Here is a 22651-nt window from a genome sequence, read left to right on the forward strand (position 1 = left end):
GTTGAAAGAAAACCGTACCAAGACCGTTTTTTCATGAAGTCGAATCAGATATTACTATTTATACATATCGTTATTGCTGTTTTGCTGTTAAGCACATTAGGGAATGCGTGGATTCCGCCTAACCTTTTGGGCTATCTTAATCTTCTCTCGCTTGGTTTTCCCTATCTGATGTTGGCGCATGTAATTCTTACCCTGATCTGGATTTTTAAGAAACAAAAAATAGCAATCGCTTTTGCATTAGGAACCCTTATTTTCTATAACCCGATCAGACGATGGATCAACTTTTCTCCAAAAACAGAAAATGTGAAAACAATACGGGATATTAAAGTATTGACATTTAATGTAAAATATGGGGAATACGGTTGGGATAAAGTAAAAAATTATATCAAAGAGCAGGATGCAGACATAATTCTTGTGCAGGAAAAAGATACCAATCGCGCTATCAAACGGGATCTTATAAAATATCCGTCAGTTATTCTTAAAACGAAACATAAGATTGTAAGACAGGCAGAACTGATTGATGAAAAAGCAAGAGGAAATTCATTTTATGCTGATATAGATATTAATGGAAAAGTAATCAGAATTATTAATGTATATCTTGAACCTTTCAGACTTAATAAATCTATGTTTACGAAGCTGGACGGCTTAGGTTTTGGAAATGTTTCCCAACTCCTTTCACATATGACGCCTACATTTCAGGCTCATGAAGATCAGGTGAAAAGAATCAGAAAAATGGTAGATTTATCTCCTTACCCCGTTATTTTAGCCGGAGATTTTAATTCTGTTCCCAATTCTTATGAATATTATAATTTAGGAAAAGACCTTCAGGATGCGTTTTTAATGGCTGGTAAGGGAAGTGCAAGCAGTTTTCATGACTATAAAGTCCCTTTGAGAATTGATTATATTTTCAGTTCAAAATCTATTATTCCTTTAAGCTATAAAGTAGACCAGTCTGTGAAATTATCGGATCACTATCCTGTAATTGCAGAATTTCTGCTAAATTAGTTCCATGAAAAATATACTGTCTGCGATTTTTATTTTCACAATCCTTTTCACTGCATGTTCCAAGAAAGAAACCCCGGGATTTGCTGCTGAACAGGAAATTAAGATGAATTATGATACGGTTGCTGTTGATTCCTTTTCCACGGGAGCTGTTTCAGTAGATATTGCCCGCAAGATAAGAATGTCTTCCCCTCAATATCTGGACTCTGTAAAACAGGCTAAAAAACTTCAGGAAGAAGAGAATAAGCTAAAAGCAGAACTTGAAAAAGAAAATAAAGCAAAACAGGAAGAGGAAAAGAAAAAGGCAGATGCAGAAAAGAAACAGAAGCCTGCAGAGACTCCTTCAACTCCAGACACTAAAACACAATAAAGCAATATCATTTAAAAAAATATATAATATGAAAAAACAAATCTTAGCAGCAATAGTGATCTCAGTATTCACTGTAGCATGTACAAAATCAACAACGAAAAAAGAACAAGTAGAAAACGCTGACGGATCAGTTACCACAACCACCACAACCGTTACAGAAACTCCAAACACTGTTGATACTGCAAAGATCAACAATGCAAAAGAAGATGTAAAAGCAAAAGTGGATGCAGCCGGAAATAAGATTGATGATGCGGCTCAAAAGGCTAAAGATAAAATTGATGCAACAGCCGATAAAACGAAACAGGATCTTCACAAAGCCGGACAGGACATCAAAACGGAAGCAAATAAAGTAGGACAGGATGCTAAAGAAGCCGCCAAAAAAGGAGCTTCAAAAGTAGAGGAAGCTGCGAAAAAAGTGAAAGAAGACTTAAGTAAATAAAAATGAAAGCCGTAATTCAATTACGGCTTTTTTTTATTAACTGAAAAGAAAATTTTTAGTTTTTATTCATTTCCAGCAGAGGCTCAATATATTCTCTGTCGTTGCTCAGTCTAGGAACTTTATTTTGACCGCCAAGTTTTCCTTTAGCTTCCAGCCAGTGATAGAAAAGATTGGTTTTAGCAATGTGTACTATAGGCCTTTTAAGGGTTATATTGTTGTATCTCTTGGCTTCATAATCAGAATTAATAGTTTTTAAATGCTTGTCAAATGCATCAATAAAGCTGTCCAGATCATCCGGATGCTGGCTGAATTCAAAGATCCATTCATGGGCACCTCCTTCGTTTCCTTTCATAAAGACAGGAGCTCCCGTAAAATCCGTAATCTGTGCTCCTGTAGCTTCACAGGCCTTTGAAAGGGCAGATTCCACATTGGTAATCATAAGCTCTTCACCAAAAGCATTGATATAATGTTTTGTTCTTCCTGTTATTTTAATTCTGAATGGGTTGGTTGATGTAAAGACAACGGTATCACCAATCAGATATCTCCATAGACCGCCGTTGGTTGTAATTACCATTGCATAATTTTTACCCACTTCCACGTCTTCCAGGTTTACCACTTTCGGATTTGAAAAATGGAACTGATCCATAGGAATGAATTCGTAAAATATACCATAATCCAGCATCAGCAGCATTTCGTCACTGTCTGATCTGTCCTGTATCCCGAAGAAGCCTTCAGAAGCATTGTAAATTTCGTAGTAATTGATTTTTTTTCCGATGATCTGCCGGAATTGCTCCCTGTAGGGCTTAAAACTGATTCCGCCGTGAAAAAACACCTCCAGATTCGGCCATAGCTCTGAAATACTTCCGATATTGGTTTCCTTTAATACTTTTTGAAGAAGAACCATCATCCAGCTTGGTACCCCAAGAATACTTCCCACATCTTCATTTTTTACTTCAGAGGTGATCGCCTTCAGTTTGCTTTCCCATTCTCCCATCAAAGAGACTTTCTTGCTTGGAGTGGTGGTAATTTCTACCCAAAAAGGAAGATTATCAATTAAAATAGCAGATAAATCGCCAAATTTTGTGTTAAAGTCAGCATACAATTCAGAACTTCCCCCTAACCGTAAATTTTTATAGTTAAAAAGCTGGTTTTCGGGGTGATTATTGGCATAAATGGACACCATGTCTTTTCCTGCCTTCATGTGGCAGTATTCAAGGCTTTCGGCAGAAATAGGGATGAATTTGCTCTTGGCATTGGTGGTTCCCGACGATTTGGCAAAATGTTTAATGAACCCGGGCCAGCTTACATCTTTTTGTCCCTGTCTTGCTTTTTCGATATAGGGCTCCATTTCTTCATAGGTAACAATCGGAACTTTGTTTTTAAAATCCTGATAACTTGATATAGAGTTAAATCCGTATAGTTTACCGTATTCCGTATCCTCTGCATGAAACAGCTGAGAAAAGAGTATGCCTTTCTGGGTCTCAATGGGATGGTCCATGAAATTCTGTATCTGATCTATCCTTTGACGGATGAACCAGTTGACTACGGTATTAAAAAGTGCTTTGGTTGCCATTCCAACAAATATAATGATATTTGAATTTTCTGAAAATTTTTTACAGAATTAAATAAAAAAACCGTTACAAAATATGTAACGGTTTGATATTTAGATTATTGTTTCTTAGCAATACTCATCATATGCAGCCTGAAGGTTGGCAGCGATAGCACCTGCAGGGTTCCCTTCGATGTGGTGTCTTTCCAGCATGTGAACCAATTCACCATCTTTGAAAAGGGCTACACATGGAGAACTTGGAGGGAATGGAGCAAGGTGTTTTCTTGCTTCTGTTACAGCCTCAGTATCAAATCCTGCAAATACAGTGGTTAAATGATCAGGTTTCTTATCTCCTGTCAGAGAGTATACAACTCCTGGTCTTGCAGCACCTGCAGCACAACCACATACGGAGTTAATAACCAATAATGTAGTTCCGGACTGCTTCAGCGCATCTTCTACCTGAGCTGGAGTTGTCAAATCCTGGAAACCTTTATCTGTAAGCTCTGCCTTCATAGGCATTACTAAATCTGTTGGGTACATATATTTTGTTTTTATCTGCACAAAGTTAAGCATTTCTTTGCGTTTGTTCAATATATAAAAACTATCAATGGATTAGTCATATAAAATTAATCAAATATTAATATTGTAATAATATTCAAAAAAAAGTGAATTAAGACTAGGAATAATGGAAAATTATTGTTAATTTTGAAATGATTCTGAAAAACAAACGACCATGAAAAAAACATTTAAGGCTTTCCCTCAAGCAATCAACCACTTAAATACTCTATGAAATATGGTAGTATCTTAATTCTTTTTGCAGTTTAGAATCAAAACTGATTAACAAACTTTAATATCCAAAGAAAAGTGAAGCCCGGAACTGAAAAGTTCCGGGCTTCTTAATCAAATCGATATGCAAAGGTTGTATATCCTAATATAAATAGTTGATAGGAAATAATAAGTTGAAGGGTTATGGATTTGCCATCAACGGTTAGCTTTCAACTAAGACAGCAGCTTTTTAGCCATCTCGGAAATACTTTTTCCGTCTGATTTTCCGGCTAATGCTTTTGATGCTGCTCCCATTACCTTCCCTAAATCTTTAATAGATTCAGCGCCGGTTTCAGAAATAATATTTTTAATTTCTGTTTCAAGTTCTTCTGCAGAAAGCTGTTTAGGTAAAAACTTTTCAATTACTTTCATCTGAGCTTCCTCTACTTCTGCAAGGTCCTGTCTCCCTTGAGCAGAAAACTGCTCAAAAGAATCTTTACGCTGCTTGATCATTCTCTGAAGAATAGCAATTTCCTGCTCTGCAGAAACTTCAGCGCCTCTTGCTTCTGTTTGTAAAAGAAGAATCTGAGATTTTACAGCACGAAGAGAGTCCAGAGCGACTCTGTCTTTTTCTCTCATGGCTGTTTTTATAGCTTCGCTTATTATATTTTCTAAACTCATGTTTATATGCTTTTGGCTTCTGGCAGTTGGCTAATAGCTTTCATAAGGCCCGGGAGCCATTTGCTAATAACCAATTGCCAATAGCATTTAATCTACGTCTTTATTTAAAAATCTGTTTTCTCTGATCTGCATAGAGCCATTGTTGTCAGACAGATAGGTGTTGATGTTCTGATCTGAAGCATTGGTTCCGTCGATCGAAATATTTTTTCTTTTGAAAGCAGGAATAGATTCAAATTCACTCGTGCTGTCAAAGCTTTGGTAGCGGGAATTGAATTCTTTTAATTTATTTCTTCTTTCAATCACTCTGTCCTGGTCAATCGTTTTATTCACAAAAGTGAATTCTGATTCTTCCGTTTTCGGAGTTTCAATTTCTGTTTTGTTTTCAAAAGCAGTTCTTGTTTCAGCTTTTGGTTCTTCCTGTTTCTGGTAGAAGGTTTCAATCTTCTGAGCCGGTTCAGCTACAGCAGCATTGCTTGGGTTGCTAAACTCTGCTTTTGGCTGTCCGAAATCAGTATTAGGCTCATTTCTGACAGGTTCGTTAACAAAGAAACTGAATTCAACAGGCTTTTCTTCTGCAAAAGAGCTATTGAAAGTACTTCCTGATTGGGGCTCATCTTTTTTATTTTCGAAATCAAATGAGAAAGACTGAATTTCCAGGTCATTTGGATCTTCATTCTCTTCGTCAATAGAAAATAAGCTGTATTCCTGCTCACTTTCTTCTTCGTTTTTCCAAGCCTGTTCAGGAGTATTTATGATATTTTCTTCTTTATCAGTGAATTTGATTTCGGGTTTCACTGGCTCTTCTTCAAGAATCATTTTTTTTTCAATAGATGTTACCTTGAACTGTGTGCTGTGGTCTTCATCATCTAATCTGAAATGATTGGCTCTGCTTGAATCATAGGCTGTCTCTGGTGCAGACTCTCTTTCTTCTCTTGTTTTGAAGGGCGAGTTTTTCGGAGCATCAAAGCTGTCGTTAAGACTGATTCTGATTTTCTCTGTAGGTCCTGCAAATTTCTTGTTCTCGTTAGAGAATCCTGTTGCGATAACAAGAACGCTTACTGCATCTCCCAATTCTTCATCAGCCCCAACCCCGAAGATAATATCCGCTGTGTTTCCTGCTTCTTTCTGGATGTGGTCCATGATGATACCAATCTCATCCATGGTTACTTCTTCAGCACCACTTCTGATCAATAACAGAACGTTTTTGGCACCTGTAATCTTATTATCATTCAATAATGGAGAATCAAGGGCTTTTCTTACCGCTTCTTCGGCTTTATTTTCACCTGAAGCAGTTCCTGTAGACATCAACGCGGTACCTGAATTCTGAAGTACAGATTTAGCATCTCTAAAGTCAATGTTTACATCAAAGTAACCTGTAATAACTTCTGCCATCCCTTTGGCTGCATTAGCTAAAACTTCATCGGCTTTTGAGAATCCCTGCTTGAATCCAAGGTTTCCGAACTGCTGTCTCAGTTTATCATTGTTGATGACAATTAATGAATCAACATTATTTTTTAGTTTATCAAGACCGTTTTCAGCCTGATCTAATCTTCTTTTACCTTCAAAGCTGAAAGGAACGGTAACAATACCTACTGTTAGAATTCCCATGTCTTTTGCTACTTTAGCAATGACAGGAGCGGCTCCGGTACCGGTACCACCACCCATTCCGGCAGTGATAAACACCATTTTGGTGTTTTGGCCCATAGCAGCTTTAATATCTTCAATACTTTCGATTGCAGATTTCTCTCCAACCTCAGGGTCTGCACCAGCTCCAAGACCTTCTGTAATTGTGGTTCCTAACTGAACTTTATTAGCAACCGGGTTATTATCAAGAGTCTGAGCATCTGTATTACAAATCACGAAATCAACGCCGTGAATTCCTTTCTCGTACATGTGTTTCAGAGCGTTGTTTCCACCGCCCCCTACACCGATTACTTTTATGATGGATGAATTTCCTTTTGGCAAATCAAATGAAAATCCTTGTGTACCTATATTTTCCATAACTATATTTTTAATAATTATAATTGATAACTGATCAATGATAATTGATAAGGAAAAGATCGTTTATCGCTTATCATCATCATTTATAATTTACTCTACTTCTTCAAAGAATTTTTTTACTTTTTCCATAAGCGACTGCCCGAAGGTCAATTTCGCCTTTCTGTTCTCCTGTCTTTCATTCTCAAAAGACGGGTGCTCCTGAACAGGTGCTGCCTGCTGAACCGGCTGAACAGTTTCTGTCTGTACTGAAGCGGTTTCCTGCTTTGGCTGTTCTGCAGCAACTTCTATGATTTCATCAGCATTCTGCTTTTTGTCTCTGATCTTTAAACTCTCCATCAGTAACCCGATAGACGTAGCAAATTCAGGGCCTTTCAGGTACTGATTTTTATCATTGGCGATATATTCATTCGCAAAACCGATTCTGCTGTCAAAACCTGTGGTATAATTGGCCAGCTGACGAAGATGTTTTAAGTTTGAACCACCGCCTGTAAGAACGATTCCGGCAATAAGCTTTTTCTTTTGTTCAAAAGCACCATACGCTTTCAGTTCTGTATTAACCATTTCCAAAACTTCTTCTACTCTTGCATTGATGATCTGTGCCAGAGTTTTTAAAGAAATTTCTTTGTCCGGTCTGCCGTGAAGCCCCGGAATGGTTACAAAAGTACTGTCTTTTTCTAATTCGGGAACAGCCGAACCAAACTTTACTTTAAGTTGTTCTGCATGTTTCTCTATAATGGAACAACCTTCTTTGATATCTTCGGTAATAATTCCGCCTCCGTATGGAATCACACAGGTATGACGGATGATATTATCCTTAAATATCGCAATATCTGTTGTACCACCACCAATGTCAACAATCGCTACACCGGCTTCTTTTTCTTCTTTTGTAAGAACAGCTTCTGAAGAGGCCAATGGTTCTAAAGTAAGGGCTTCCATTTCTAATCCGGCTTCACGAACGCATCTTGCAATATTTCTGATGCTGCCCATTTGACCTACTACAACGTGGAAGTTAGCTTCTAAACGCTTTCCATGCATACCAACGGGCTCCTGAATTTCACCCTCGGAATCCACTTTATATTCTTGAGGAAGTACGTGGATAATTTCTTCTCCAGGAAGCATAACCAGCTTTTTCACCTGATCTTTTAATGCTTCAATGTCATCGTCTGTAATAAATTTGTCAGGATGTTCACGCATAATATAATCGGAGTGCTGCAGAGAACGAATGTGTTTTCCTGCAATACCTACCGTAACTTTGCGGATAGGAACGCCGGCACTGGATTGTGCTTCGGATACTGCAGCCTTGATTGAATTAATAGTCTGTGAAATATTATTCACAATACCTTTATGAACACCAAGACTTTTAGCTTTTCCTACACCGAGAACTTCTATTTTCCCGTGTGCATTCCTTCTTCCGACAATCGCGACTATCTTTGTTGTCCCGATGTCCAGACCTACTGAATACTCTTGATTTTCCATTTTTATATCGATTTGATTTTTTCTACTTTTTCCTTTTTTTTCTCTAAGAATGATCTCCTGTTTGTGTATTGAATGTCCCGGAAGGACTTATTCTATTTTTACTTTTGCCTTTGGCTTGGACAAGGCCTTAGCGCTTGATTTTTTCTCTGGTTTTTTCACTTCTTTTGTATGTGTTTTTGTGCTTTCTTTTGTTTTTACAGGTGAGGGGCTTGTCTTTTTTGATTCCGTTATCTTTAGCTTAGCCTCTGTCTTCTTTACTGTTGACATTGGAGTAGGAGCTTTTGCCAGTTCCATTTTTCCAGCTTTTAAAATACTGTCATTTTCTTTAAAATAAGGGTTTAAAGTAGTAACAATCTGATTCTGGTATTTTACTGAAACCATGCTGTACTTCTGTGGATCCTGATACACAAGATATTTTTCCACAAAGGTTTTAAATCCTTTTACTTTAAAATCAATATTATCCAGATCTCCAATTTCTACCCGGTAATTTCCTTCACTTGTCAGAAGACTGTAGCTGTCTTTGCTTTTTGAAATCCCGATAAAATATTTCTTACTGAAATCATCTTTATCTATCTTTCCTACCAGCTCTGCCAGCTTTTCATATTCATCCGGCTGTACATTTCCGGTTACCAGCATACATGGGTGAGAATAGGTTCTTGAAATTGGAAATTCAACTCCTTTTTCATCTACATAAAAGTCTTTTCCATCCTTATTAAGCCTGAAAACAGGAACTCTCTGCTTGATATCCAGATTCAGTTTTCCATTCAGGTTCAGATAAACATTGGCACTATCGACCGCTGGAAGTGCATTGATTCTTTTTTCCAAGGACGGAATATTAAGATCACCTACTTTTCCGGAAGGATTTTCTTTTTTTACAATCTCCCTGATATCTTTTTCATCTACAAAATAAACCGGAGTTTTTTCACTCATTTTTACAGAAATCTTATTGTCTGTAATCTGTTGGTGGCTGAATCTCTTCAACGAGAAACTCAGTAACAATCCAAGGATGATTACAGTGACAGCAATTTTTAATATTCTGTATTTATTTTTCATACATTTTTTGTATTCATGTATTTATGTAAAGTGTATTCATGAATACTTAAATACATTATTACTTTTTACAATTTACTTATCCATTCACAGATAGGATCATACAGGGTGTCTATATTTCCTGCACCTACGGTAAGAAGGATGTCAAAATCTTTTTCTTTTATTTTTTCAAAAGCATCTGATAATGTTGATACTTCTTTTTTATCTAATGTTACTTTGTCCAGCAGCCAGCTTGAAGTAATTCCTTCAAAGTTTTCCTGAAGTTCTCTTGCAGGATAAATATCAAGCAGAATAAGTTCATCTGCTTTGCTTAAACTTTCTGCAAACCCGTCTGCGAAATCTCTGGTTCTGCTGAAAAGGTGGGGCTGGAAGGCTACCAATAGTTTTTTATCAGGATAAAATGTTTTGATTGAGCCCATTACAGCATTGATTTCTGTAGGGTGGTGGGCATAATCATCAATGTAAATTTTACCATTCTGATAAATATGTTTCGTGTATCTTCTTTTAATTCCTTTAAAATTGGCAATAGCTTTTTTCAGCGTATCAAAATCTGCGCCTAAATTATGCAGAATAGCCAGTGCTACCGTAGCATTTTCCACATTATGGATTCCCGGAATTTCCCAAACGAAATCCTTTATTGTTTCAACAGGAGTATGGAAGTCAAAATAAATTTTATCATGCTCCATACGCAGGTTGTCTGAATAATAATCTGCTGGTTCATTGACTGCATAAGTCTGGTGTCCTCTGCCGATTTCCAGTCCTTTTCTTACAAAAAGCTGGCTGTCCTGAGGCACTAAAGCTGCAAACTGTCTGAATCCTTCTTCGATATGGCTCTTATCTCCATAAATATCCAGGTGATCTGCATCTGTAGAGGTTACTACTGCCCAATCCGGGGAAAGGTTCAGGAAGCTTCTGTCATATTCATCCGCCTCTACTACAGAATATTTGGAGCCGTTGTACAGAAAGTTGGATTTAAAGTTTTCAGAAATTCCTCCTAAAAAGCATGAGAAAGGAAGATCTGCTTCTTTGCATAAATGAGCCACAAGAGTAGACGTTGTTGTCTTTCCATGGGTTCCTGCTACAGCAATACAGTCTGTATTTTCAGTAATTAATCCTAAAACCTTAGCTCGTTTCAATACTTCAAACTGATTTTCATTGAAATAATCTAATATTCCAAGCGTTTTGATGGCTGGAGTATAGATCACCAATGTGTCTTCTTTCTGAAGTGAAGTGATCCTTTCATCAATAAGGTCTTCAAAAACGATATCAATCCCTTCATTCATCAGATTCTGAGTCAATTTTGTATTGGTCTTGTCGTAACCCAATACTTTTTTTCCGGATGCATTGAAATAGCGCGCTAATGCACTCATTCCGATACCTCCGATTCCAACGAAGTAAAAAGTCTGATATGTTTGTAAAATGTTCATTTATATTTTAATCTTTAAACTCTTGAACCAGTTCAGAGTTCTATTACTATATTTTATATTATAAGGCTTTAGTCAACTAATATCAATGACTCGTTAATAAATTAAGTTTTAACAATGTCAGGCTGAGCTTGTCGAAGCCTCCTAATCTTTCATCCTATTTCTTGATAACAAGGGTAATAAATCCCAGTTATTATTTATTATTGCTTCCTTCTTTTTCCTACTCCAACCTTTAACTTGTTTTTCAAAGCTTATCGCTTGATTAACATCATTAAACTCATGGTAGAAAACAAGTTTTACGGGTTTTCTTGTATACATAATATATTTTCATTCATTTGTGTTTGCTTACTGGCCCTTCGACAAGCTCAGGGTGACAGCTCTAATACTAACTTTTTTTATTTTACTAATGTCAAGCTGAGCCTGTCGAAGCCTTTCTATTTTATCACATTAAATATCTCGTCTACAATCTCTTTTGCGGCATTTGGCTTGGCAAAATATTTCAGATTGTCGGACATTTCTTTTCTTACACTTTCATTTTCGCAGATCTCTGATAATGTATTCCAGAATTTTTCCTGCATTTCAGAGTCTTTTACCATTCTTGCTGCATTTTTTTCAACCAGATTCATGGCATTTTTAGTTTGGTGGTCTTCCGCTGCAAAAGGAAAAGGAACCAAAAGGACCGGTTTTTGTGCTACTGCCAGCTCTGAAATGGCAATGGCTCCGGCTCTGGAAACGATGATATCAGCTGCAGAATAAGCCAGTTCCATATCTTTGATAAATTCTTTCAAATGAATGGAAGCTGGAAGCTTGAGGCTGGAAGACAATTCGTTGTAATCCAACTTTCCTGTTTGCCAAATTAACTGATACCCTTTTTCTTTAAGATTTTCAAGGTTTTCTTTCCATGCATTATTCAATGTTCTGGAGCCTAAAGAACCCCCTACAGAGAGAATCGTAAGTTTGTCTTTATTCAATCCCATTTTTTCTTTTGCCTGAGCGGTTTCCTGCATTCCTGAAACAATGTTCTCACGAATCGGATTTCCCAGGAATTTTATTTTTTCTGCGGGAAAACCTTCTACTTTTGGATAAGCTGTGAAAACGGCTTTCGCTTTCTTGCTTAAAATTTTATTGGTTACTCCGGCGTGAGCATTCTGTTCCTGTATGAAAATAGGAATTCCCATTTTGCTGGCTTCATAAAGAGCGGGTCCGCTGGCAAATCCTCCGGTTCCTACTGCAAAATCGGGAGCGAAGTTTTTGATAATCCTCTTGGATTTTGATAAACTTTTCAGAATCTTGAAAGGAAGTCCGAGATTGGATAACAGGTTTCCTCTGTCTATTCCTGCGATATCAATTCCTTCTATTTTATAGCCTGCCTGAGGAACTTTTTCCATTTCCATCTTCCCGTTGGCACCAATGAACAAAAATTCTGCATCAGGAAATCTCTTTCTGATCTCATCAGCAATGGCGATAGCCGGGAAGATATGTCCTCCTGTTCCTCCGCCGGATAATACTATTTTTAATTTTTTGTCCATTTTAAGCAATATCGTTTATTTCTGCTATACTTTGTTTTTTGCCCATTCCTTCTTCATCATAAATCTGAATCCTTGAGCTTATATTTAAAATAATACCTAACTGTAAATAGGTGACCAGCATTGAGGTTCCTCCGTAACTGATCAAAGGCAGCGGCTGTCCTGTAACCGGAATCAGATTCACTGCAACAGCGATATTTACTGAAAGCTGAATGAAGATCATCACTCCAAGGCTTAGCACGAGCAGCGATCCGAAAAATGCCGGCATCTTACTGGCAATCATTACGATCCTGATCATCATAATCAGATATAAACTGATCAAAAAAGCAGCTCCAATTACTCCATATTCCTCTACAATGACAGCAAAAATAAAGTCAGAGGCAGATTGTGGAAGCATCTGTTTCAATGCGCTTTTTCCCGGCCCCATTCCGGTAATCCCACCATGTACGATGGCTGCTTTGGCCTGCATTACCTGATAGTTTTTCGCTTTTACACTCTCGTCATCCACATCGGCTGATTTTGCTTTGCTGGAAGTAAATGTTTCTACACGGCTCATCCATGTGTGAACACGGTTACCACCGATCATGTTTGTATTCAGCGCTATTAATAAAAATAGAACAATGGCTACAAATGAGGCAGAAATAAATCCTGCAATGTATTTCCAGTGAAGCTGTCCTATGATGAGAACCACTACGGAAACCATTAGAATCATTAATGCCGTAGAACCGTTATCTTTTGCTACCAATACAAAAACAAGCAGGATAGGTCCGAAAATATACATGATATTCTCTATCGGAAGCCTTTCTCTGGTGATCTTTTTGGTTAAATATCTGCACAGATAGATAATCAGCATTAAAAAGGCAAATGATGAAGGCTGGAAGGAAATGGGTGTTCCCGGTATTTTCAGCCATCTGGAAGCACTGGCTCCGTCAATGGTCTGTCCCGTAAACATAGTGACAATCAGCAGAACAATCATAAGACCAAGCAGAATACTGCTGAGCTTTCCGATGTATTCATATTTTATGGTTCCTACCAGTCTCATAATGGCTAATCCTAAGACTACAAAGAACATATGTTTGATAACGTGACCCGTTGTAGTCCCGTTATTAACAATGTATTCGAGATTTGAACTTGCAGAGTATACCGGGAAAATAGAGAAAATGGAGATCACAAGGATGACCATCCAAAGTACTTTATCGCCCTTTAGAAATTCAAATCTGCTTTCTGTGTTCTGTTCGTCCATATGTAATGCTATTCTGGCTATTGGCCATTGGCTTTTAATACCTGTTGTTTAAACTGGCGTCCTCTGTCTTCATAGCTTTTGAACAAGTCAAAGCTTGCGCAGCATGGAGATAGTAAAACAGTATCACCCTTTTTAGCCAGTGATTTTGAAATTCTCACGGCTTCTTCCATGCTTGAAGTATCATAAATAACTTCTTTTTTGTCTTTAAAAAAATCTATGATCTTCTTGTTATCTACTCCAAGGCAAACGATTGCCTTTACTTTTCTTTTGACTAAATCTTCAATTTCGGTATAGTCGTTTCCTTTATCTAATCCACCAACGATCCATACGGTTGGTGTTTTCATACTTTCCAAAGCATAGTAAGTGGCATTCACATTGGTTGCCTTACTGTCATTGATGTATTTTACACTGTCAATTTCAGTCACCAATTCCAATCTGTGTTCTACAGCCTGGAAAGTCATCAGTGAATGTCTGATGCTTTCATTATTGATTTTTAATATCTTACCGGCAATAGATGCTGCCAAACTATTCGCTACATTATGATTTCCCAATAGAGACAATTCATCAACTTTCATTGAGAACTCGTCTTTCATTTTTACCACAATCTCATCTTCATTCACAAAACCTCCTTCAGGTAACTTCTCTTTTGTGGAGAAAGGAATCATTTTGGCCTTTATTTCAAGTTTTTCAAGAAGATTTTTGCTCATTTCATCATCCTTGTTATAGATGAAGAAATTATCATTTTCCTGATTTTCAGTGATTCTGAATTTTGCAAGCGCATATTCTTCATAGTTGTAGTTGTACTGATCCAGGTGATCTTTAGACAGATTCAACAATAAAGAAATATAAGGTCTGAAATTCTGAATATCATCCAACTGGAAAGAGCTTACCTCCAGTACATAATATTCATGATTTTCGTCTGCAACCTGCTTGGCAAAGCTATAGCCGATATTTCCACCCAAACCTACATTCAATCCGTCATTTTTCAGAATATAATAGATCAGGGAAGTAGTGGTTGTTTTTCCGTTGCTTCCGGTAATGGCGATGATCTTTGCATCTGTAAATTCAGAAGCAAATTCAATTTCGGAGGAAAGCCTGATTCCTTTTTCATGAATCTTGTGAATGATCTCTGCTTTTTTCGGAATTCCCGGGCTTTTTACAATCCAGTCAGCATTTAAAATCCTTTCTTCATCGTGGTTTCCTTCTTCAAATTCAATTTCATTATCGGCAAGAAACTGCTTATAGTTATCCTTAATGGCTCCTTTATCTGAAAGAAATACTTCCAGACCTTTCTTTTTAGCCAAATAAGCAGCGCCGCATCCGCTTTCTCCACCTCCTAAAACAACTATTCTCATATTATAAAAGCTTTATGCTATAGGCTTTAAGCTTTAAGCTTATTGCTACAGCTTTTAATTTTATCTCATTTTTAATGTGATCAGACATACAATAGCCAGTATTACACCGATGATAATCATTCTGTTCACGATTTTACTTTCGTGAAACCCTTCTTTCTGATAATGGTGGTGTAATGGTGACATTTTGAATAGTCTATTGTTTTGGGCATATTCCAGCCCGTATTTTCTTTTTCTGTATTTAAAAACAACTACCTGAAGCATTACAGACAGGTTTTCAATCAGGAAGATTCCGCATAATACAGGAATCAATAATTCTTTTCTTAAAATGATTGCAAGAACGGCAATTACTCCTCCCAGCATCAAACTTCCGGTATCTCCCATGAAAACCTGTGCAGGATAGGTATTGTACCAGAAGAATCCAATTACTGCACCTACCATTGCCACGGCAAAAATGGTGGTCTCTCCCATATTGGGAAGGAACATGATATTAAGGTAGTCTGCAAAGATGATATTCCCGGAAAGGTAAGCGAAAAGGGCCAGCGTGAGCAGTATAATGGCACTTGTTCCTGCTGCGAGGCCGTCAATTCCATCTGTGATATTGGCGCCGTTTGAAACTGCTGTTACAATGAAGATGACAATAGGAATAAAGACAATCCATGCCCACTCATGGGCATCTTTATCATTCATCCAAAACAAAATTCCGCTATAATCAAACTCATTGTTCTTTGCAAAGGGAACGGTAGAAACAGTAATTTTTTCTGTAGGCATAAAATTCTGTTCTACATTATTTCTGTTCACCACTTTAGCATCGGCATATTTTCTTTTAACGGTAATATCCGGGTGGAAATACATTGTAATTCCAACGATTAGCCCTAAACCAACCTGTCCTACAATTTTGAATTTACCACTTAATCCGTCTTTATTTTTTTTGATTTTCTTTAAATAATCATCAAGGAAACCAATGGCTCCCATCCAAAACATTGAAACCAGCAACAGTACAATATACACATTGGTAATTCTTGTAAACAGCAATACGGGAATGATGGTTGCCAAAATGATGATGAGTCCTCCCATGGTAGGAGTTCCTTCTTTTTGCTTTTGGCCATCCAATCCAAGATCACGTACCAATTCTCCCATTTGTTTTGTTCTCAGATAATTGATTACTCTTTTTCCGTAGACAAGAGCAATAATCAGAGAGAATAATACAGCCATTCCGGCACGGAAGGAAATGTATTTCAACAATCCTAATCCCGGAACGTGAATTCCATGGTTGGTTAGATATTCGTATAGATAGTATAGCATAGTTTCAATTGTTAATAAATAATCATTGATAATTGATGAATGATAAACTTGTTATTATGTATCAATTATCGTTTGTAATTTACTTGCTCATTAATTTCCAGAGCTCATTAATTACTTCTTTGTCATCAAAATGATGTTTTACACCATTGATCTCCTGATAGGTTTCGTGGCCTTTTCCGGCAACCAAAACAATATCTTTAGGTTCTGCAAATTTTATCGCCATCTTTATGGCTTCTCTTCTGTCCGGAATTGAAGTGTACTTGCTGAAGTTCTGAGGTTCAACGCCTGCTTCAATTTCTTTGATGATCTGTGCAGGATCTTCTGTTCTCGGATTATCTGAAGTGATGATTGCCAATGTTGATTTTTTAGAGGCAATATTTCCCATTTCAGGTCTTTTGGAGTGATCTCTGTCTCCTCCGCAACCGAATACGGTGATTAATCTTTCGTTTTTGGTTCTTATGTCATTGATGCTGTCCAGAATGTTTTCCAATGCATCCGGAGTGTGGGCATAATCTACGATAAAGAAGATTCCACCATCAGATTTGAAGGTTTCAAATCTTCCGGAAACTCTTTTTAATTTGCTGACTGCCTGAAGAATTTCATCCTGCTCAAAACCAAGTTCAGCAGCAATCCCGAATACAAGCAGCAAGTTGTATACATTGAATTTCCCAGTCAGTGTTGTCCAGAATTCTTTTCCGTTAAAGTTTAACAGCATTCCGTTGAAATCTACTTCCAATAATTTACCGTGATAGTCTGCCATGGTTTTCAAAGCATAAGACTTCTTTGCAGCCTTAGTATTCTGAAGCATGACATTCCCGTTTTTGTCATCTACATTGGTGATAGCAATGGCTGTATCTTCTAATTGGTCAAAGAATCTTTTCTTTGTTTTTAAATATTCTTCGAAAGTTTTATGATAATCTAAATGATCATGAGTAAGGTTGGTAAAGCCCGCTATTTTGAAGTGTAATCCTTCAATTCTGTTTTGGGCGATTCCGTGTGAGCTTACTTCCATGAAAGCAAATTCACATCCTTTTTCTACCGCTTCTGCCAAAATCCTGTTAATGGTAATCACATCAGGAGTGGTATGGGTAGCGGGAATAATTTCTTCACCGATTCTGATTTCAACAGTGGAAAGCAATGCAGATTCATAGCCCAGGTTTTTGAAAACATCAAAAAGAAGGGTAGAAACAGATGTTTTTCCATTAGTTCCCGTAACGCCTATCAGCTTTAGTTTCTGTGAAGGGTTTCCGTAGAAATTGGAAGCAAGGTGGCCCAGAGCTTTAGATGCATCTTTTACCTGAATATAGGTTACATTTTCAACCAATGTTTCTGGAAATTCTTCGCAAACGATTGCTGCAGCACCTTTTTCAATAGCAGATGCAATGAATGAATGCCCATCCACTACAGTACCTTTCATCGCAATATAAAGAGCGTTTTCCGTAACCTTTCTGCTGTCGATCACCAATTCTGTAACCTCACGGTTGCTATCACCGTGAATTTCCAGTACTGGGATTCTGTTTACTAATTCTGTTATAATCATCTTTATCAATAAGGCTTGCCCTATTTTGTTTTAAATGTCCTTGCGGGACTTTGTTTTAATTTTGCAGAGACAAATAAATTCTCTGGTTTTTACTGATCGTTGTGCCTTCCAAAGGGAATTGTTCTTTAATTCTTCCTACTCCTTTATAGTCGACACGGTATCCTAAGTTTTCCAACTGCGGGATTACATTTTTACCGATTAATCCTACTACATTGGGCATTTGCTTATCATTGACTGCTACTTTTACATTAGGTTCTACCATTTTACTCAGGTTTACCTTTTTGTCTACAAGCATTTCTTTTTCAATATTCTGAGGTGTTTTCAGGAATGTTTTTCCTGCAATTTCTTTAAATACCGGTGCCGAAACAGAACCTCCATAAAACCCTTTTGCTGTATTGGGTTCACTAATCATTACATAACAGGTATATTTTGGTGCATCTGCCGGATAGAAGCCTGCAAACGATGCTCGGTACTTCATTGGGCCAGGCAGCCAGTATTCAAATCTTGCGGTTCCTGTTTTTCCTGCCATTTTCAGGTTGGGAGTAAAGATGCTTCGTCCTGTTCCTTTTTCTACTGCTTTGGTTAAAGCGCTGGTCATCATTTTAATGGCTTTTTCAGAAGCCATTTTGTTTACCATTACTTCAGGCTTGGCGCTGTACATTACTTTTCCGTCTTTCATGATTTTATCAATGAATAAAGGCTTAAGCATTTTTCCTCCATTGGCTACTCCGTTGTAGAAGGTTGTCAGTTGCAGCAGGTTGATGTTGGAAGAGTATCCGTAAGAAATAGAAGCCAGCGTTGCGGCATTCCATCTTTTATTTTGTGGAGTTACGATCTTTGGTTTTGTAATTCCTGGAAGCTCAATGTCCATTTTGTCGAATAATTTCCAGCGTTTCAGGTGATCAAGGAAAATCTGGGGCTTTTCTGCATAATATTTTGTGATCAGCTTTGAAGTTCCTACATTACTGGACTTCGCCAATACATCACTGATATCATATGTTCCTCCTCCGTGGCCGTCGGAGATTCTTTGTTTTGCATATACCCAGACTCCGTTTCCTACGTTTACCGTTGTGTTTTCATCGATGAATCCATCATCCATTGCTGCTAAAAGCGAAATGGTTTTAAAAGTAGATCCAGGCTCGATGTTGTCTTTCAGGGCATAGTTGTAAGAGTCTTCGTAATCTCCTGAATCTGTTCTTCTTAAGTTGACAAGAGCACGTACTTTTCCGGTCTCCACTTCCATCACGATTACGGTGCCGTGTTTGGCCTCGAAATTAACCATTTGCTTCTCAAGAGCTGAGTGCGCAATGTCTTGAATTCTAAGGTCTAAAGTCGTATATACATCTTCTCCGTCTACAGGTTCCTGTACTTTCCAGAAGTCGATAGGTTTCCATTGAGAAGAATTGATTCTTTGTTCTAGTCTTTTTCCGTCAGTTCCTGTCAGGTATTTGGAGAAAGCGCCTTCCAATCCGGATTTAAGCTCACCGTTATCCATCCCAATGGTTCCGGCTCCGATTTCCGAAGTAGCCAATTCTCTTTTATAATTTCGGTCAACAATAAACCCCCCTTTATTTTTACCCTTTTTGAAAATAGGAAACTTTCGGATTCTGTCATATTGATCGAAATCCAGTCCTTTTGCCAATGTATAGTACTGGTTTTTCTTTTTCTTCTGCTCGTCAAATTTCTGTCTGAATTCTCCTCTGGATTTTCCGAACATTTTGCTCAATGAATCTGTAAGCGCTCCGATGTTGTTGGAGTACACTGTATCTTTCATCGTTTTGAAGTCAAGGTAGATGTCATACCGCATCACTGTGGTTGCGAGAATAGAGCCGTCAGACGCAAAAAGATTACCGCGGGCAGCCTTTAAAGTCGCTTCGCGGTAGTTTTTATTAATGTAATCGTCTTTAATTTCCTGAACATTGGTATTCTGAAGAATAACAATTCTTGCCAAGAACATGACAAACACGCACAAAGCTACCACTGCAAAGAGGTAGCCCCATCGTAACGTTTTCTTACGTTTATTGTCGTATTCATTTTGCTTTTGCATCTGTACTGTCCAGTTTTATTAGCAATTTGTGAGGGTGGTTTTCCAGGGTCATCAATGAATCCCGGGCGACCTCTTTCCCCAGCTCTGATTCCATTTTTACTTTGATCAGCTTACTCTGGGCGTAAGCGTTTCTAGATTTGTATTCTTCTGTTTCCTCCTTTAAGGCGTTTACAATTTTAATTTTTTTATTGACGAGATGGTTGGTATAAATCATGGCCATCATCAGTATAAACAACAGGAGAAAATACTTGTAATGTATTTTGATCTCATCACGGTTCAGAAAGTTTCCTTTTATAATATCTATAAAAGTGAGTCTTTTCTGGGGGCGATTTGTTGTTCTTTTTGCCAAAGCTTTTTTATAATTGATTAATGATAAAAGATAATTGATATCGCTTATCACTTATGATTTATCATTTATATCTTTATTCCTGTTCTCATTTTAGCGCTTCTTGCTCTAGAGTTTTCTTCGATCTCCTGGTCATCAGGAATGATCGCTTTACTCTTTATCAATTCGAATGCCTTTTTATAATTTCCGTAGATATCTCTTTCCGGCTCTCCTTCGAACATTCCGTTTTTCAGGAATCTTTTTACCAAACGGTCTTCTAAAGAGTGGTAAGAAATAACAACGAGTCTTCCTTCCGGTTTCAACACATTGTAAGCCTGAACCAGCATTTCTTTTAATACTTCAAGCTCCTGGTTAACTTCAATTCTTATCGCCTGAAAAAGCTGGGCATAGAATTTATTTACTTTATGAGGCGGAATATAGCTGAAAAGCTTTTTCAGATCCTCAGTAGTATCTATGCTTTTTGTTTTTCTGTGATGAACAATTTCTCTCGCCAGTTTTCTTGCTTCTCTCAATTCTCCATAGTGATAGAAAAGATCTGCCAGTTCACTTTCTTCATATTCATTGATCACTCTTTTGGCATCAAGATTCTGCATTACATTCATCCTCATATCCAAAGGAGCATTGCTTCTTGTAGAGAATCCTCTGTCTGCTTCATCAAACTGGTGTGAAGAAACACCCAGGTCAGCCAAAACACCGTCTACCTGAGGAACTCCATACATCAGTAATGAATTTTCCAGAAACCTGAAATTCTGATTAACCAATGTAAATCTGGGGTCATCAATTGTATTTTTAAGTGCATCCAGATCCTGGTCAAAGCTGAACAATCTTCCTTTCTCAGAAAGTCTGCTCAAAATCTCCCTGGAGTGGCCTCCGCCTCCAAAGGTGCAGTCCACATATATTCCGTCAGGATTCGTCACCAAATCATCAACACTCTGCTTCAACAAAACGGGGTTATGATACATGCTTAATTGTGTTTTTTATTTAATACTATTAATTAATAACCTACTATCGCTATTCTTCGTCAAAAGAGCCCATCACATCTTCGGCAAGGCTTGCAAAATCAGCTTCATTGGTAGCAATTACCTTTTCATAGGCATCTTTGTCCCAAATCTCGAAGAGTTCTCCTGCGCTGGTAATCACAATATCTTTCTGAAGATTTGCAAAAACGGTCAGGTCTTTCGATATCTGTAATCTTCCTGCATTATCCAATTCTACTGTTTTTACTCCTGCCGTAAACATTCGTATGAAATCAGCATTCTTTTTTATGAACCTGTTCAGTTTATTAATTTTGCCCATCAGTTTGTCCCATGCATTCATAGGATAGACTTCCAGACAGGGTTGGAACACAGATCTCTTGACTACAAAAGCCTTGTCTTCGAAGTTTTCCATCTGTTTAATTAAAGATGAAGGAACTTTTAAGCGGCCCTTGTCGTCAATTTTACACTCATATGTCCCAATGAAATTTTTCATTTGGGACAAATTTATATAATAATTTCCAAAATTTCCCACTTTTTCCCACTTTTTGACTCAATGTTAATAAGTTTTATCAGAGATTGAATTTCAATAATGTAAAATACTGATATGAAGATAGTTGCTGAGAGTGTTATTTAGCCCATAATAAAGCGTGTTTGAAAAAAAAAGTTAAAAAGGAGAATATTATATTATTTTTATCTTAAATTAGGATAATCAAAATTTTTTTGAGGTTTAATTTGTATTTTTGCAAGGCTTTATTAAGGCGTTTTATGATATTTAGTACAAAAAAAGAAAAGAAATATTCCTATGTAGAAGCGGGAGAAGGACATCCATTAGTGCTGTTGCACGGGTTAATGGGTGGTTTGAGTAATTTCGATAAAATGGTAGATTTTTTTTCGGAAAGAGGCTTTAAAGTATACGTTCCTCAATTGCCGATCTATGATCTGCCGGTACTCAATACGAATCTTACCACTATCGCAAAATATATTATCAAGTTTATAGAAAGTCATATTTCTGGTCCGGTTACCATTATGGGAAACTCAATGGGAGGGCATGTAGGGCTTATCTTGACTTTAGCAAGACCTGATCTGGTGAAAAATCTTGTGCTTACAGGAAGTTCCGGATTATATGAAAGAACTTTCGGGGACAGTTTTCCAAGGAAAAATGACCGGTCTTATATCAGAAAGAAAACGGAAGAGGTTTTCTATGATCCAAAGATTGCGACAGAGGATCTTGTAGATGAAGTTTTTGCGGTGGTAAATGACAGAATGAAAGGAATAAAAACAGTAATGCTGGCAAGAAGTGCCATCAAACACAATATGCTGAACGACCTTCCGAAGATTACGACACCTACGTGTCTGATCTGGGGGAAACAGGATAATGTAACTCCTCCGGAAGTAGCAGAAGACATGCACAAGTTTATTCCGAATTCAGATTTATTCTGGATAGACCATTGCGGCCATGCAGCCATGATGGAGAAACCAGATGAATTCAATGAAATCCTGTACAACTGGATAAAAGATAAAGTTTAATAAATACATCATAAAATGACCATTAAGAGCT

The 22651-nt window shown here is 37.5% G+C and carries 21 protein-coding genes; 4 read left to right on the forward strand and 17 right to left on the reverse strand.

The features are described 5' to 3' along the window. Positions 1-33: 33 nt before the first annotated feature. The 3 genes from FN817_RS08385 to FN817_RS08395 are packed head-to-tail and all read left to right on the forward strand — an operon-like array spanning position 34 to position 1811. Positions 34-1005 carry an endonuclease/exonuclease/phosphatase family protein gene (locus FN817_RS08385; protein WP_167498829.1) on the forward strand — a complete coding sequence of 324 codons (972 nt, stop codon included), beginning with the start codon at positions 34-36 and terminating at the stop codon, positions 1003-1005. Positions 1006-1009: 4 nt separating this feature from the next. Beyond that, positions 1010-1372 (forward strand): hypothetical protein, encoded by a 363-nt coding sequence (locus FN817_RS08390; protein WP_142717532.1) that lies wholly within the window; start codon positions 1010-1012, stop codon positions 1370-1372. A gap of 28 nt (positions 1373-1400) precedes the next feature. Then, positions 1401-1811, forward strand: coding sequence for a hypothetical protein (locus FN817_RS08395; protein WP_142717533.1), 411 nt, complete (start codon positions 1401-1403; stop codon positions 1809-1811). 55 nt (positions 1812-1866) lie between these two features. Here FN817_RS08395 and FN817_RS08400 read toward each other — a convergent pair whose 3' ends face one another. The 17 genes from FN817_RS08400 to mraZ form a co-directional block, all read right to left on the reverse strand. Beyond that, on the reverse strand, positions 1867-3384 hold the full coding sequence (locus FN817_RS08400) for a GH3 auxin-responsive promoter family protein (protein WP_142717534.1): 1518 nt from the start codon (positions 3382-3384) through the stop codon (positions 1867-1869). Positions 3385-3489: 105 nt separating this feature from the next. Beyond that, entirely contained in the window at positions 3490-3900 is a 411-nt protein-coding gene (locus FN817_RS08405) for a BrxA/BrxB family bacilliredoxin (protein WP_115929805.1), read from the reverse strand. A gap of 459 nt (positions 3901-4359) precedes the next feature. Then, positions 4360-4806, reverse strand: a complete 447-nt coding sequence (locus FN817_RS08410; RefSeq protein WP_047379989.1) for a GatB/YqeY domain-containing protein — start codon at positions 4804-4806, stop codon at positions 4360-4362. A gap of 87 nt (positions 4807-4893) precedes the next feature. After that, entirely contained in the window at positions 4894-6807 is a 1914-nt protein-coding gene (gene ftsZ, locus FN817_RS08415) for a cell division protein FtsZ (protein ID WP_142717535.1), read from the reverse strand. A gap of 90 nt (positions 6808-6897) precedes the next feature. Further along, on the reverse strand, positions 6898-8283 hold the full coding sequence (gene ftsA / locus FN817_RS08420; protein ID WP_142717536.1) for a cell division protein FtsA: 1386 nt from the start codon (positions 8281-8283) through the stop codon (positions 6898-6900). Between the two features lie 87 nt (positions 8284-8370). After that, positions 8371-9336, reverse strand: a complete 966-nt coding sequence (locus tag FN817_RS08425; protein ID WP_185149902.1) for a cell division protein FtsQ — start codon at positions 9334-9336, stop codon at positions 8371-8373. Between the two features lie 65 nt (positions 9337-9401). After that, positions 9402-10760 (reverse strand): UDP-N-acetylmuramate--L-alanine ligase, encoded by a 1359-nt coding sequence (murC, locus tag FN817_RS08430; protein WP_142717537.1) that lies wholly within the window; start codon positions 10758-10760, stop codon positions 9402-9404. Positions 10761-10901: 141 nt separating this feature from the next. Next, positions 10902-11075, reverse strand: a complete 174-nt coding sequence (locus FN817_RS23585; RefSeq protein ID WP_394345037.1) for a GIY-YIG nuclease family protein — start codon at positions 11073-11075, stop codon at positions 10902-10904. Between the two features lie 116 nt (positions 11076-11191). After that, positions 11192-12286 carry an undecaprenyldiphospho-muramoylpentapeptide beta-N-acetylglucosaminyltransferase gene (murG, locus tag FN817_RS08440; protein WP_142717538.1) on the reverse strand — a complete coding sequence of 365 codons (1095 nt, stop codon included), beginning with the start codon at positions 12284-12286 and terminating at the stop codon, positions 11192-11194. Position 12287: 1 nt separating this feature from the next. Beyond that, on the reverse strand, positions 12288-13526 hold the full coding sequence (locus tag FN817_RS08445; protein ID WP_034694212.1) for an FtsW/RodA/SpoVE family cell cycle protein: 1239 nt from the start codon (positions 13524-13526) through the stop codon (positions 12288-12290). A 17-nt stretch (positions 13527-13543) separates the two neighbouring features. After that, positions 13544-14881: a UDP-N-acetylmuramoyl-L-alanine--D-glutamate ligase gene (murD, locus tag FN817_RS08450; protein WP_142717539.1), complete on the reverse strand. Its 1338-nt coding sequence runs from the start codon at positions 14879-14881 to the stop codon at positions 13544-13546. Positions 14882-14941: 60 nt separating this feature from the next. After that, positions 14942-16183 (reverse strand): phospho-N-acetylmuramoyl-pentapeptide-transferase, encoded by a 1242-nt coding sequence (mraY, locus tag FN817_RS08455; RefSeq protein ID WP_034693896.1) that lies wholly within the window; start codon positions 16181-16183, stop codon positions 14942-14944. Positions 16184-16262: 79 nt separating this feature from the next. Further along, positions 16263-17723, reverse strand: a complete 1461-nt coding sequence (locus FN817_RS08460) for a UDP-N-acetylmuramoyl-L-alanyl-D-glutamate--2,6-diaminopimelate ligase (RefSeq protein WP_142717540.1) — start codon at positions 17721-17723, stop codon at positions 16263-16265. A 55-nt stretch (positions 17724-17778) separates the two neighbouring features. Continuing rightward, positions 17779-19770, reverse strand: a complete 1992-nt coding sequence (locus FN817_RS08465; protein WP_142717541.1) for a penicillin-binding transpeptidase domain-containing protein — start codon at positions 19768-19770, stop codon at positions 17779-17781. Then, entirely contained in the window at positions 19754-20119 is a 366-nt protein-coding gene (locus FN817_RS08470; protein WP_047377999.1) for an FtsL-like putative cell division protein, read from the reverse strand. Before FN817_RS08470 ends, FN817_RS08465 begins: the two co-directional genes overlap by 17 nt. A 65-nt stretch (positions 20120-20184) precedes the next feature. Then, positions 20185-21078, reverse strand: coding sequence for a 16S rRNA (cytosine(1402)-N(4))-methyltransferase RsmH (rsmH, locus tag FN817_RS08475; RefSeq protein ID WP_142717542.1), 894 nt, complete (start codon positions 21076-21078; stop codon positions 20185-20187). Positions 21079-21127: 49 nt separating this feature from the next. Further along, positions 21128-21586, reverse strand: coding sequence for a division/cell wall cluster transcriptional repressor MraZ (gene mraZ, locus FN817_RS08480; RefSeq protein ID WP_047421934.1), 459 nt, complete (start codon positions 21584-21586; stop codon positions 21128-21130). Between the two features lie 272 nt (positions 21587-21858). Here mraZ and FN817_RS08485 point away from each other — a divergent pair, with 272 nt between their 5' ends. Then, positions 21859-22620: an alpha/beta fold hydrolase gene (locus FN817_RS08485; protein WP_142717543.1), complete on the forward strand. Its 762-nt coding sequence runs from the start codon at positions 21859-21861 to the stop codon at positions 22618-22620. Positions 22621-22651: the final 31 nt, after the last annotated feature.

Source organism: Chryseobacterium rhizoplanae, assembly GCF_900182655.1.
Lineage (GTDB): Bacteria > Bacteroidota > Bacteroidia > Flavobacteriales > Weeksellaceae > Chryseobacterium > Chryseobacterium rhizoplanae.